The sequence below is a fragment of the Haloarcula sp. H-GB5 genome (genome assembly GCF_054850705.1).
This window is the reverse complement of the sequence record NZ_JBTWBG010000001.1, coordinates 359,833-372,158: the sequence shown is the minus strand read 5'-3', so window position 1 is coordinate 372,158 and position 12,326 is coordinate 359,833. Positions and strand designations below refer to the sequence as shown.

At 61.8% G+C, this 12,326-nt stretch carries 11 protein-coding genes; 2 read left to right on the top strand and 9 right to left on the bottom strand.

The window, feature by feature from the left end; all coding sequences use genetic code 11:
* Positions 1 to 40: 40 nt before the first annotated feature.
* From ACYJ11_RS02025 to ACYJ11_RS02010, 4 genes are all read right to left on the bottom strand, one after another.
* Positions 41 to 1,897: a DUF2070 family protein gene (locus tag ACYJ11_RS02025; protein ID WP_461646535.1), complete on the bottom strand. Its 1,857-nt coding sequence runs from the start codon at positions 1,895 to 1,897 to the stop codon at positions 41 to 43.
* 55 nt (positions 1,898 to 1,952) lie between these two features.
* Positions 1,953 to 2,522 (bottom strand): GMP synthase subunit A, encoded by a 570-nt coding sequence (locus tag ACYJ11_RS02020; RefSeq protein ID WP_170097319.1) that lies wholly within the window; start codon positions 2,520 to 2,522, stop codon positions 1,953 to 1,955.
* A 69-nt stretch (positions 2,523 to 2,591) separates the two neighbouring features.
* On the bottom strand, positions 2,592 to 3,689 hold the full coding sequence (locus ACYJ11_RS02015) for an ATP-binding protein (protein ID WP_461646534.1): 1,098 nt from the start codon (positions 3,687 to 3,689) through the stop codon (positions 2,592 to 2,594).
* A 70-nt stretch (positions 3,690 to 3,759) separates the two neighbouring features.
* The gene (locus ACYJ11_RS02010) at positions 3,760 to 4,308 is read right to left on the bottom strand and encodes a DUF7097 family protein (RefSeq protein WP_461646533.1); all 549 of its coding nucleotides are present in this window, start codon (positions 4,306 to 4,308) and stop codon (positions 3,760 to 3,762) included.
* An 81-nt stretch (positions 4,309 to 4,389) separates the two neighbouring features.
* On the opposite strand from ACYJ11_RS02010, the gene ACYJ11_RS02005 reads away from it, so the two are divergent.
* Positions 4,390 to 4,737, top strand: coding sequence for a DUF192 domain-containing protein (locus ACYJ11_RS02005; RefSeq protein ID WP_461646532.1), 348 nt, complete (start codon positions 4,390 to 4,392; stop codon positions 4,735 to 4,737).
* A gap of 193 nt (positions 4,738 to 4,930) precedes the next feature.
* The gene (locus ACYJ11_RS02000) at positions 4,931 to 6,439 is read left to right on the top strand and encodes a (R)-citramalate synthase (protein ID WP_188976091.1); all 1,509 of its coding nucleotides are present in this window, start codon (positions 4,931 to 4,933) and stop codon (positions 6,437 to 6,439) included.
* 68 nt (positions 6,440 to 6,507) lie between these two features.
* Here the strand turns inward: ACYJ11_RS02000 and ACYJ11_RS01995 are convergent, their stop codons facing one another.
* The 5 genes from ACYJ11_RS01995 to ACYJ11_RS01975 all read right to left on the bottom strand — a co-directional run bounded on the left by ACYJ11_RS01995 (position 6,508) and on the right by ACYJ11_RS01975 (position 12,028).
* The gene (locus tag ACYJ11_RS01995) at positions 6,508 to 7,476 is read right to left on the bottom strand and encodes a terpene synthase family protein (RefSeq protein ID WP_461646531.1); all 969 of its coding nucleotides are present in this window, start codon (positions 7,474 to 7,476) and stop codon (positions 6,508 to 6,510) included.
* A gap of 429 nt (positions 7,477 to 7,905) precedes the next feature.
* Positions 7,906 to 8,205 (bottom strand): HalOD1 output domain-containing protein, encoded by a 300-nt coding sequence (locus tag ACYJ11_RS01990; RefSeq protein ID WP_188974447.1) that lies wholly within the window; start codon positions 8,203 to 8,205, stop codon positions 7,906 to 7,908.
* Between the two features lie 99 nt (positions 8,206 to 8,304).
* On the bottom strand, positions 8,305 to 10,758 hold the full coding sequence (locus ACYJ11_RS01985) for a bacterio-opsin activator domain-containing protein (RefSeq protein WP_461646530.1): 2,454 nt from the start codon (positions 10,756 to 10,758) through the stop codon (positions 8,305 to 8,307).
* Positions 10,759 to 10,848: 90 nt separating this feature from the next.
* Positions 10,849 to 11,523, bottom strand: coding sequence for an HAD family hydrolase (locus tag ACYJ11_RS01980; protein WP_188974445.1), 675 nt, complete (start codon positions 11,521 to 11,523; stop codon positions 10,849 to 10,851).
* A gap of 43 nt (positions 11,524 to 11,566) precedes the next feature.
* A complete protein-coding gene (locus ACYJ11_RS01975; protein WP_170097327.1) occupies positions 11,567 to 12,028 on the bottom strand; it encodes a bifunctional nuclease family protein in 462 nt (153 codons plus the stop codon).
* Positions 12,029 to 12,326: the final 298 nt, after the last annotated feature.

Below are 12,326 nucleotides of genomic sequence, written 5' to 3'. Positions count from 1 at the left end.
TCGGCAGTGTTACAGAAGCGGATCGTATCCGGTCGAGCCGTCAGGTCAGCAGGAAAATCAATACGCTGATCGTCATTACGACGAGAATAAACGCACCAGCCAGCGCGCCACCCATCGAGACCATCGCGTTGGCAGTCGAGGCCAGCGTCTCGGTCCGGTCGTTGCCGAACACCGTCACGGTCGCCTGTTCGCTCGCCATCCCGGCCTCGACGGGTTCGAGGTCGGCGACAGCTCTGTCGACGAGGTCGCCGATGAGCGCAACGATCTCCTTCTCGGGGATCGCCTGTCCGACCTGGTTCTCGGCCTCGACAGTATTGACGATATGAGTGTCACTGGTCATTACCTCCACCATATCCACGCCTTCGGTGGCGTCGATGATGCGCTGGCGGAGGCCCGGCTCCATGTTGTTGCCGTCGATGAGTACGTACGCCGTTCGCTGGTCGTTGACCTCGAAGACACAGACGCGGATCCCGAGCGGGCCGATGCCCTCTTTGGGTTCCCAGGGGGTTTCGTCCCAGGCGACGCCACAGCTGAGTCTGCCAGTTTCGGCGTCCGTGAGCAGGCTTCCAAGCTGTCCGGCTCCGTGGAGCATATCGAAGGACCGCTGACTGCCGGGCACGACGTGGCCGAGGTCATCACCTTCGAGTCCGTCGTTGCAGTTGTGCGCGTCGACCAGAAGCACGTCGTTGAGCCCGTCGGCCCGCGCTTCCGACATCGCCGAGAGTCCGACGGCGTACTCAACGTCGTCGGCACAGCCCGGCGCGTACGTGTTCACGACGAGTGCGTCGTCGCCGAATGCCTGGCCGGTCAGCGTGGCTTCCCCTTCGGTGACGCGAGTCCCTGCCGTCGCCTGGTCGTCGTATTCGAGGTTCTGGTACGCTGTCTTGGCCGTCGACAGGATGGTGTCGACCTCCCGTTCCGTGACGAGGTTGAAGTCGTGGCCGGCGGTCGCGTGTGGTGGGAAGGCCAGACCCTCAGCCGACTCGGCGACGCGTCTGGGGAGGTTCCCACCGCCGATTTCGCCCATCGGGCCGGGGTGAATCATCGGCAGGACGAATCGGGCTTTCTCCTCGCCGCCCGGCCGGCGGACCGACAATACGGTGACCGGGACGACGGCTTCTTCGCCGATGTCCTCGAAGAACTCCTCCAGTTCTCGCGTGCCTTCGGCGATGTGCCCGATGAAACCACGGAGGAAATCCAGCGCGGAAACGCCGAGCGAGGAGCGCCACGGTTGGTCGATGACGACGAGGAACAGCCAGACCGCCAGCGCGTAGATGACACAGATAACCGCGAGAATGATGAAATCCTGTGGAATAAACCCCTGTACCTGTGGCGGAACCTCCTCCGGGCGGGAAAGGTACTCCCGGAGCATCGGGTTATCAAGGATGAACGCGGTTGCCCCGCTGTATATCGCCAGCAACACGGCGGCAGTGACTGTCTGGACACTTGCAGGAATCGCCGCTTTCAGGAGTGAATGCCGCGAGACAGCCATCAGTATCAGCAGCCGGAAGGCGAATATCGACGCCAGCGCGACTAACAATACGTCGAAGACGAAGTTCTGCCCGAGGCGGACGGTAACGATGGCGATGAGGCCGGCCACGGTCAGCATCGCAATAGTGATGAGCTCACAGATGACTGCAAGCAGGGTAGCCCGGTTCGGGGTGAGTTGTCCGCCCAACTGCCGGTCGACCCACGGCGTCACGGCACTGGCGATTGAGGTCGGCAGACCGATGAGAAACACGCCCTGCCAGGCGTCATCGAGAATGAATCGTGAATCAAACGCAACAATGCCAGTCATCGCGGCGATGACCAGCGCGAAGGCTAGGCTCGTATACCAGGTCGGAGCCCTGAAAATAAATCGCGAAAGGCTAGCAAGATTGCCCTGTGTCGCCGTCATTTTTGTATCACACCCTACGAGCGAATATAAAACCAGTTACATTCTTCCCCGACGGTTACTGGCGAGCGACAGACTGCTTGTCACAGACCGACAGGAAGTTCTCGAACACTTCCTCGCCCTCTTCAGTGTGGGCGACCTCCGGATGCCACTGGACGCCGTATATCGATTCGTCCGTGTTGCTCATCGCCTCGACGCCACAGACGTCGGAGGTCGCGGTCCGCTCGAATCCGGGTGGTACTTCCTTCACTTCGTCGGCGTGGCTGGCCCACACGCGCGTTTCGGGATACAGCGAGCCCAGAAGCGGGTCGTCCTCGTCGAGGATGTCGACCGTCACGTCCGCGTAGCCGCCGTACTCGCCGCCGCCGACCCGGCCGCCGAGTTCGTCGGCGATGAGTTGCATCCCCAGACAGATACCGAGTACGGGAACGTCGAGGTCGAGGTACTCGGGGCAGTTCCCGATATCGTCCATGTCCGGGCCGCCCGATAGGACGATGCCGTCGGCGTCGATTTCCTCCGGGGGTGTCGTGTTGTCCCTGAGCGAGACGTCGACACCCATGTCACGGAGTGCGCGTTGCTCCAGATGTGTGAACTGTCCGTGATTGTCGATAACGTCGATTCGGGTCATTACTGACGCGAAGGCTACGAAGGCGTATATATCTCCTGATGCGGTCGACGGATGGCTTCGTGTCCGGCTTCAGGGCCACTCTCGAAGGGTTTGGCGAATCTCGTCGATCACTGTTGGGCCACACAGTTCTAACGTCACGACATTGCCGTCGTCCGAGGTCGTGAGGTGTACCGCCCCGCCGTAACTCTCGACGATCCACGTCGTCAGCCACAGCCCGACACCCTTTGAGTGGCGCAGTTGCGTCTCCGCGCCGCTGTCGAGGACCTCCTGTTCGTGCTGTGGAATCGACGGACAGTTATCGCCGATATGCACGAACACGGTTCGGCCGTGCTCCTCAACGGAGACATACAGCGTCGGGGTTGCCTCACAGTGGACGACCCCGTTCTCGATGACGTTCTGTAACACCACGTCGAGCATCCAGTCGGCATACACTTTCGACTGGTCCGGGAGATCGAGATCAACAGTTGTCTCCGGATACGATTGTGTGATCTTTTTCGCTTGTTCCCTGACGCATGGCACGAGGTCGATCGGTTGCTGTGCGCGACGGTCCGCATCGAACGCGAACTCTATCTGTCTCGCCTTCTCCGTAGTGTCGATGATATCGTCGATGGTATCGTTCAACTGCTCGACGTGTGCACGCAACTTGGGGTCATCACGCTCTGCCGTTTCCCGCTGCAGTTCGCCGAGGTGGCCGAGCGCGACGTTGAGATCGTTCCGGAGGTCGTGTCGAAGCACCCGAAACAACACCTCGTTGCTCTGGGCGAGTCGGCGTCGGGACCGCCGGAGTTCGAGCAGCCACCCGAACAAAACGCCGCCGAACCCGCCGACCGCAACCCCGCTTGCGAGTATCGACGGGACCATCGAGGACTGCGGTACCGGGGCGAGCAACACGACGATTTTGATGAGCGTAAACAGTGCGATACCGAGTCCACACCACTCCGCGGCGGTCCATATCTGGTCGCCGGACAGTCCACTCACCGGGAGCCAGTAGTTCGCCGCTACCAAGGCTAGCGCCGGTGTCAACCCCACGGCGAGGATGACCACGTCTATCGGGGACGGCCGGACGAGAGACATGCCGTGGGCGAGTAATGCGCCGGAAATCACGACGCCCGTCGCGACGACATATCCCGTCCCCAGCGACTGTTTCGTGAGCGCCGGAGAGGTCACTTTAGTAACTGGTTACGACGTGCCTACTTATCTGTGCGGCAGTAATTATCAAATAAGATATTCAGCACGCCTACGAGTCGTCGTAGCGGTCGGCCGCCGATTCGAAGCCCAGTTCGGATTGCTCCTTAGAGCGGCGCTGCTCCCGCTGTGCGATGGCTTCCGGGTCCGGATTCACGTCGTCGTCGAGCCGCGCCCACGACTGGTGGATCTTCGCGTGACACCACCGACAGAGAAAGACCGTTATTTCGTGTGATAGCTCGTCACCGCCTTCGCTGTACGAGAGGTGGTGTTCCTCTAATAGTGGCTGCTCGTCGGAGTGGGCCATCCGCCGCTCTTCGAGTCCGCAGCGAACACACTCTCGGTCGTGGTTCCGGGAACGGAAATGCGGGCAGTCGGCCCAGTCCCACTCCGGCTCCGCGTCTGCGTCCGTGTCGTCGGGCGCAATCGCCGCCGGACAGCGAAAGTCGTCGGCACTCCGGGCATTGGCGAATTCGGGGTCGTGATGGCCGTGTTCGCGCGCCCAGCGGCACTTCCCTTCGCTGGTAACGAAGTCACACCGCTTCACGTGGTCGTACGGGTCGTCGACGCCGACGGACGTTCCCCCGGGAGCCTTCTCCATATCATGTAGCCCGTGCCGTGCCCCCTCAAACCCTCCGTTCCGACAGAAGCCTTTTTGCCCACCTACGACTTCCGCGGTGGTATGCGGCTCGTTCACGACCCCGATGGCGCGGCTCGCCCCCTCGCGACGGAGGTAGAGTACGCCGAGTCGATGCTCGAACAGGGCCGGGGGTTGATGTTCCGGTCATCGATTCCCGACGACTACGCGCTCGTCTTTCCCTTTGACCACGCGAGCCGACAGTTCATCCATATGCTGTTCGTCCGGTTCCCGCTCGATGTACTCTGGCTTGTCGACGAGGAGGTCCAGGCCGTCGAAACCTTGCACCCCTGGCGCTCGGTCGGCTACGCGAACGCGGACACTGTCATTGAGTTGCCCGGTGGCGCGGCGTCGGCTGTTTCTGAAGGTGACACGGTCCGTTTGGAATCCTGAATGCGACAGGCATGAGGTGTGGTAGTCAGTTCCGTCACCTTTTAGACCGTGAAGAGTAGAGTAGACACCACTATGTCGGAACACCCGACGGAGGATAGAGGAAGTCGCCGCGAGGCGGCTGGCCGCGAAATTCGTGGCGCGTGATGGAGCATCTTCTGTGAGTCAGAACACATTGTTCGAGGGGCACCCAGCGATGCGTGCGCTCTCAGATGTCGGTGAGGTACAGTTTCTCGACACGACACTGCGCGACGGTGAGCAAGCCCCCGGCGTCTCGCTGACGCCGGACGACAAGGCCGATATCGCCCGCTCGCTCAATGCGGCGCGTATCGATGTCATCGAGGCCGGAAGCGCCTGTACCGGGCCCGGCGAGCGCGAGACGATCTCTCGCGTCGCGGGGCTCGACCTCGACAGCACTGTCACCAGCTTCTGTCGTGGTATCCAGAACGATATCGACCTCGCGCTCGACTGTGGTGTCGACGGCATCAACCTCGTCGTTCCGGCCAGTGACAAGCACGTGGAACAGAAGGTCGGCACCTCCAAGAGCGAAAACGTCGACAACACCGTCGAACTGGTGGAGTACGCCGTCGATCACGGGCTTTGGGTCGAGGTCATCGGCGAGGACGGCTCGCGAGCCGATCTGGACTACCTCGAAGAACTGCTCGGCGCTGCCGTCGAGGCCGGCGCGGACCGCATCTGCTGGGCCGACACCGTCGGCCACGCGACGCCGGACCGCGCGCTCGAATGCGTCTCACGGCTCTCTGATCTGGGTCCAGTCAGCACTCACACCCACGATGACCTGGGGCTGGCGGTGACCAACGCGCTGGTCTCTATCGCGGCGGGCGCGGACCTCGTTCATGGAACCATAAACGGCATTGGCGAGCGTGCCGGCAACGTCGCCCTCGAAGAGGTCGCCATCGCGCTCGACCACGGTTACGGCGTCGAATCGATGGACCTCACCGAGGTGTACGACCTCGCCCAACTCATCGCCAACCGGACCGGCATTCCGCTGGCTCCAAACAAGGCAGTTGTCGGCGAGAACGCCTTCACCCACGAGTCCGGTATCCACACCGACGGTACGCTCAAGGACGACTCGATGTACGAGCCGTACCCGCCGGAGAAGGTGGGCCGCGAACGCCGCCTGGCGCTCGGCAAGCACGCGGGCCGGGCCGGTGTCGAGGCCGCACTCGACGAGCACGACGTCGAGGTCACCGATGATCAGCTCTCGGAGATCGTCAGCCGCGTCAAGGAGATCGGCGACCGTGGCAAGCGCGTCACCGACGCCGACCTGTTGACCATCGCTGACGAGGTGACCGGCGACGCGCGCGACCGACGGGTCGAACTGCGCGGCCTGACTGCCGTTTCCGGCTCCGATACCCCGACTGCGAGCGTCCGGCTCGCGGTCGACGGCGAGGAACGCAAGGAGGCAGCGGTCGGCTCCGGGCCGGTCGACGCCGCGATGAACGCCGCCGAGGTAGCACTGTCACACACCGCCGATGCAACGCTCGAAGACTACCACGTCGACGCCATCACCGGCGGGACGGACGCGCTCGTGACGGTCGAAATCGAGATGTCACGCGGCGACGACCACGTCGTCGTCTCGGCCAGTGATTCCGACATCACCCGGGCGTCCGTGCGCGCGATGGTTGACGCGATGGACCGCCTCGTCGCCGACGACGAGGAACCGCTCGTCGCTGACGACTGACGGCACAGCATCCGTTTCAACTGATATTCCGTAGAATTAGACGCCAGTGTTCCCGTGGACGGGGGACGTTACTTGTATCCGCGGCTGGCTTCGTGGTACTGAAACACGGTTTCCATGCCCTGCACCAGCGCGTCCAGATCGACACTGTCCGTGTCGAACTTGCGATCACGAACGGATTGGTAAATCTCGGCCCACCGGTCTCGGAACCTAGCCTCGAACTGCTCGGCTTTGATTTTGTCGATGAGTTCGGCTTTCCCGTCGGGGTTTTCCAGTTCTTCGGGAGTGACGAACCCCTCTTGGAGGGCCAGCACGACGATTCCCGCGGTGTAGTCCCCTTCTTTCACCTCTCGTTCCCAGGTGGTGAGCCAGTTGCCGATGCGGGCCATCTCCTGCAGGTCCCAGATCAGGTCCCGGACCGTGCCGTAATCGGCGAGTTCGAACTCCGGCGAATACATGAGGTCAACGGCCGCGTAGGGAAACATTACCATGTTATGTGCCCCATAGGTTTCGGCCCCGCTGAGGTTCGCAATCCGTGGGTTCTCGTTGACGACGGCGCTGTAGTCCATCGCGTTTAGCGTCTGTCGCATATCGTAGGTGAACACGTCGTAGAACTCGTCGACGCGCGGTGCGTCAGTCAGGCCGCCCTCGAACTCCCGCCACACACGCTGGATAAAGGAGAAGAAGTCATCGCTTACCGCCGCACGGTTCGGGTCAACGGACGACGGGTCCTGCACGAGTCGTCGGGCCTCTTCGAAGGTGTCTCGGTCCCCGTCGTTCTCGACGATGTCGTCCAGAATCGTGACGTACATCGTGAGTAGCGTCTTCTGTGTCCGGACGTGGTCGGCGTGATCCGGGTGGACAGAGGAGAGCGTGAACTCGGGGAACAGCGAGTAGATCCACTGCCAGAGGAACCGGTCACGCTCGCCACAGACCCGCTCGTACTCGTCTGCCAATTCTGTAACCCGTTCCGGAAGGCTGGTCGTCCGAACCTCTTCGAGGAGGTCCTGTGTCTCGACTGGGGGCGACTCAACGCTCATTGTGACTGCCCCCCAACGCTTGCACCCCGAACCTCGGCACAGCCGGCGGAATAATGTTCGATTAACTGAAGTTTGGGTGTTTCTACTTCTTCAGATTGATTGGTCGCTGCCGCGATGCTCTTGCCCGACTGCGAGCCGGTTTCGATCAGTTGGTGTCCACGGTCCATACATTCGAGAGGCGAAGTTGCGCTTATATTGGTACTGACGTGTGAGATGCTAGTAGTATACTATTAACAATGTATTTGGTCGACTTTACTCCAATTTACGTACCAGTTTTTCAATTGCTACCGCAAAAGAAATATCTACTTACTGAAAAATATCGGCAGCATGTGAGATGAAGAGGAAAATAAGGTGACATTAATAACCCTGTCATCGGCACTACTACTCACAATAGAGAGTGCCAGCAGAACAGCCGCACGCAGAGCGCAGTTACGCTTCGAGTCCAGTTGCCGCCGAGCCGTCGCGGGATGGTGTCACCAGCACCGAACGATTCCCTTCGACTTCGATACGACAGCCAGCCATACTGAACACGACTAGCCCGTCAGGACTTGGAGTGCCATCCGTATCGGGACGGAACAGCCGGTCCAGGGCATCAGGGTCGATACAGTCACTGATTCGGTCATCGAGGTCGATGGGGTCGACACCCAGTGTGTCGGCTACTGCGTGGACGATGGTTTCGCTCAGCGGTTCGTTGGGTGTCGGTCTGTAGACCAGTTTTGCCTGGGACATGGTTCGTCGCTGTTTATCCCTTAATGAGTGATTGAAAAGCCGATTGTGGCTATACAGATACAGCCCGCCGGACTAGTCACTAACACTATAGCGACGGTCTCAGCTATCGCCGAACACGAGTTCGAGGAGCTTTCGCTCGCTGACGCGGAGGTGGCGGTTGACCGTCGGCTGTGACACGTCCAGGCTGGACGCGATTTCCTGGCCAGTAGTCTCCCGGGGCCAGTCGAAGAAGCCACTCAGATACGCCGTCTGGAGTACTTCGAGCTGTCTATCGGTGAGTTGCTCCTCCAGTGCCGACCGGACTGTACTGTCCCGCTGGCCATTGGACTGTGTGCCGTCACGGCGCGCGATCAGCGTGACATCCGCATAGCGCTCGCCGAGCTGTTCGACGAACTGGCGGACATCGGTTTCGCCCGAGACGACAACTGTCACCGTGAGTCCGCCCGGCGACGTTCGGATCGTTTTCAACCGCCCACCCTGTTCCAGCAGCGTCTCCGCGACGGTCTGGCCCGTCACGACGACCTCGTAAAGCCCGTCCAACTGGTCGGTCGAGATCGCTCGTGCGGTGTCGACACGAGCCATCGACAGCATCCGTTCCTCGACGACAGCCGGGTCACAGTCCGAGATAGCGAGGAAGAGACGGATCGCACCGTCGCTCCGCTGTACGGCCCCCTCACAGATGACCGGGACGCCGACCCGGTCTGAGAGGTGTGTCAGGAACGACTGCGGGGCCGACAGCGACAGTTCGAGTTCGACAGTCCCGTCGCCGGCCCGCCGCTGTCGGGACTCGACCTCCCGTATCGCGTTCGCGATGGTTTCACCGAGTTCGGTAAACACTTCCTGGAGCATCTCGTCGAACCCGTCTTCCTGCCCGGCGTACACCGTCAGGACGCCGTAGACGAAGTCGTCGTATTCGAGCGGGATGCTGAGCGCCGACTGGAACTCGCGGGAGAGCGCCTCCGTCCGCCAGTGGTCGCCCCGAAGGTTGTCAGCCACCGACGGGACGATAGTCATCGCTTCGGACTGTGCAGTCTGGACGGCCGGCGGCCCGCCCTCGCGCTCAAGCGACAGCGAGATAGCGTCCAGATAGCTGGCGGTGTCGCCCGCCCAGGCTCTGGGAACGAGTTCCGTCGCGTCCTGTCGGCCGATCCAGGCGAAGGAGAACCACTGGGATTCGGCCAACTGATCACACACCGCCTGTTCAATCTCCTCGGTGGTCTCCGCTTCGACGAGCACCTGATCGATCCGACGGATGATCGCGTTGACCTGCTTGAGCCGTCGCAGTTCGCGGTTCTGTTCGCGGCGCTCGGCCTCGCGTTCGCGGAGCGTCGTCTCGCGGTCAACGCGCGCGAGCGCGGCTTCCGCGCTGGCGGCGAGCAGGTCCACCATCTCTCGTGTCCTGGCGTCGCTATGTTGCTCGCCCAGTTCGATGTAGAACACGCCATGGTCTTCGAGCGGGAGGCAGAGCCGTTTCGCGTCGGCTGTGACCGGTCCCGCCCCAAGGTCGATGCGCTCGCCGGGGGCGATCTCGACGGTACTGTCCTGCACGAACACGTCCCACACTGTGCCCTCGCCCGGCCCGATCGACGCGCTTCGGTCCGCCTCGGCATCGCCGACGCTACGAAGGGTGTTGTCGCTTCGGTCGAACAGGTAGATCTCCACGTCGGGGAGTTCCAGCACGTCGACGGCCGTCTCGAGTATCTGTTCGGCTACGGCTGTCTTGGTTTCCGTATGCAGCAGCTTTCTGGTCGACTCGTGCAGCGCCGCGAGCGTCTCCTCGAACCGCTTCCGGTCCGAAATGTCCCGAACGACGCCGACCTGCCGGTAGCTCCCGTCTTTGCGGTCGTATGTCGTGAACTTGGTCTCTATGGGGAGCGTGTCCCCGTCAGCGGTTCTGAGGTCCGTCGTCAGCGTCCCGACGTCGCGCTCGCCCTCGATGAACTGCCGCGACATCTCCGCTGCCTCCTCGATAACGGATTCGTCTGCCAGCAGCGTCGCGTTCGATCCGATCAGCGTGTCCTTGTCGTAGCCGGTCATCGACTCGACAGCGCTGTTGACCGTCTGCATCGTGAACCCTTCGTCGAGCGTGTAGATACCGTCCTCGATCGTCTCGACGATCCGCTCGTACTGCTCGAGCATCTCCGTCCGCTCGTGGCGCTCTGTGATATCGTGGACGATTCCCAGATACAACTCCTCGCCGTCCCACTGCTGGGGCTCGAAGGCGATCTCGACCCACCGTTCCGTGTCGCCGACCGAACACGACGACGTCAGCGGTGATTCCGGTGACTGACTGCAGTGGGTTCCGAGGTCAATGTCACGGAGGTCCGGGAAGAGCTCAGCTATCTGGCTTCCAAACACGTCCGACGGGTCCGAGTCGAGGAGGTCACAGAGGTGATCGTTCCCGGTTTGTATCTCCCCGTCTGCGGCGGTGACGACCACCGGTTCGGGCATTCGTGCGGCGAGGGTCTCCAACAGCACAGGGGGGGACTGCTGTGCCGGTGTGTCACGTGCCGCTTGTTCGTTCTCATCCGTTCCACCGACCGGCTTCTCCATACCGTTTCACGGCACTTGCCATGGGAAAGGTTGCTTTCAGTATACGTACCAGAACGTGATGGCTGTGTATCCGTTAGATCCGGATACGGATCAGTCGCTCCCGCTGCGTCGGCCAGCGATCCGAACTACGTCTTCGAGCCCGGAAACGTCGTGGTCCGGTGTCACGTCGAGTCGGGTGTCGGTCCGATGCGGACGACGGATGAACGCCGAGTCGATTCCAGCCCGGTGTGCTGCCTCGATGTCGGATTCGTTGTCGCCGACGAACAGGGCGTCGCTGACACCGAGGTCCTCCATCGCCCGCTCGATGTAGTACGGCTGCGGTTTCTTCCGGCGGAGGCTCTCGACTGTCGGCTCGCGCGCCCAGACGGTATCGAAGTAGTGGCCGATGTCGAAATGCTCGAAGGCGAAGGCGACGGTATCACGTTGGTTCGAGGACACCACGCCCAGCGGACAGTCCAGTCGGTCAAGCATGGACACGTCTCCGTAGGGCTGTTTCTTGCCAGCTCGGATAAGCGCCTGCTGGACCGCGGTCAAGGCCTCGTCACGAGCCCGGAAGAACCGCTCGGGGTCGATATCGTACTGCGTACAGACCTCGGTGAGTTCGGGAACCGTGACGCCGATACTCATCGCCTCGACGTGGGCTGTCGACGGTGACGGCACGCCGAGTTCCTCGAAGGCCCGGCGTGCGCCGACGTAGTGTGCGTCCATGTCAGTCAGCGTCAGCAACACGCCGTCGTTGTCGAAAATGACCGATTCGTACCCCATCAAGGGTAGCAAGGGCGGACAGACGCAGAAATGTTTCGCGTTCTCACAGTCCGAGGTCTTCGCTTCCGCTCCCTCCTTGATCGAACTGCTCCGGCGGGCGCCCGGCCTCATCGATAACGTCATCTGTTACCACGACCGGGCAATCTACTCGGAGGGCAATCGCGATAGCGTCCGAGGGGCGGGCGTCGAACACCATGTCTTTACGCCGGTCGTCAGTGTACTGCTCCGCGTCGATCTTCCCGTAGAAGGTCCCGTCTGCTAGGTCGTCGATACGGACCCGGTCGATGGCACCCCCGAACTCCGTCACCATCTCGACCAGCAGGTCGTGGGTGAGTGGTCGCTCGAAGGGCTCGCCGGCAATCGCCAGTTGCATCGACTGGGCCTGATCCTTGCTGACGAAGATGGGGACGATCTCCTCGCGTGCACGGAGCAAGACGACCGGCGTGCCGCCCCCCTCCTCGTTGACCCCGACGCCGACCCCTTCGACCGTGGCATCGTGTTCCATGGACCAGTGTTGGATTCGCGGGTATGAAAAGCTACCCCGGGGCGGTTTCAGCGGTCTGTCCTGTCCGCTATTCTTCGCCGACTCCGGATACGCTATTGCGACCGGACCGACCGTGCGACGCGCACGCCAGCTATCCCGCCCAGCAGTCCAGTCTAGACGCGACGGAGTGGCGAGCGCCCGCTGAAGCGGAATTAAACCGAATTAAAACGGGCGGTAGATCGGCCAATTCGGATGAATTCGACTTAACTCGCCTTTTCCGCTTGCCCCCTTCATATGCCACTGGGCCAGAGAGACGAGC

What these genes read in the sequence shown, in the direction of transcription:
- ACYJ11_RS01980 (WP_188974445.1), bottom strand. Translation starts at nt 11,523, where the DNA reads ATGGGGTACGAATCGGTCATTTTCGACAACGACGGCGTGTTGCTGACG.
- ACYJ11_RS02020 (WP_170097319.1), bottom strand. Translation starts at nt 2,522, where the DNA reads ATGACCCGAATCGACGTTATCGACAATCACGGACAGTTCACACATCTG.
- ACYJ11_RS01985 (WP_461646530.1), bottom strand. Translation starts at nt 10,758, where the DNA reads ATGGAGAAGCCGGTCGGTGGAACGGATGAGAACGAACAAGCGGCACGT.
- ACYJ11_RS01995 (WP_461646531.1), bottom strand. Translation starts at nt 7,476, where the DNA reads ATGAGCGTTGAGTCGCCCCCAGTCGAGACACAGGACCTCCTCGAAGAG.
- ACYJ11_RS01990 (WP_188974447.1), bottom strand. Translation starts at nt 8,205, where the DNA reads ATGTCCCAGGCAAAACTGGTCTACAGACCGACACCCAACGAACCGCTG.
- ACYJ11_RS02025 (WP_461646535.1), bottom strand. Translation starts at nt 1,897, where the DNA reads ATGACGGCGACACAGGGCAATCTTGCTAGCCTTTCGCGATTTATTTTC.
- ACYJ11_RS02005 (WP_461646532.1), top strand. Translation starts at nt 4,390, where the DNA reads ATGCGGCTCGTTCACGACCCCGATGGCGCGGCTCGCCCCCTCGCGACG.
- ACYJ11_RS02010 (WP_461646533.1), bottom strand. Translation starts at nt 4,308, where the DNA reads ATGGAGAAGGCTCCCGGGGGAACGTCCGTCGGCGTCGACGACCCGTAC.
- ACYJ11_RS02000 (WP_188976091.1), top strand. Translation starts at nt 4,931, where the DNA reads ATGCGTGCGCTCTCAGATGTCGGTGAGGTACAGTTTCTCGACACGACA.
- ACYJ11_RS01975 (WP_170097327.1), bottom strand. Translation starts at nt 12,028, where the DNA reads ATGGAACACGATGCCACGGTCGAAGGGGTCGGCGTCGGGGTCAACGAG.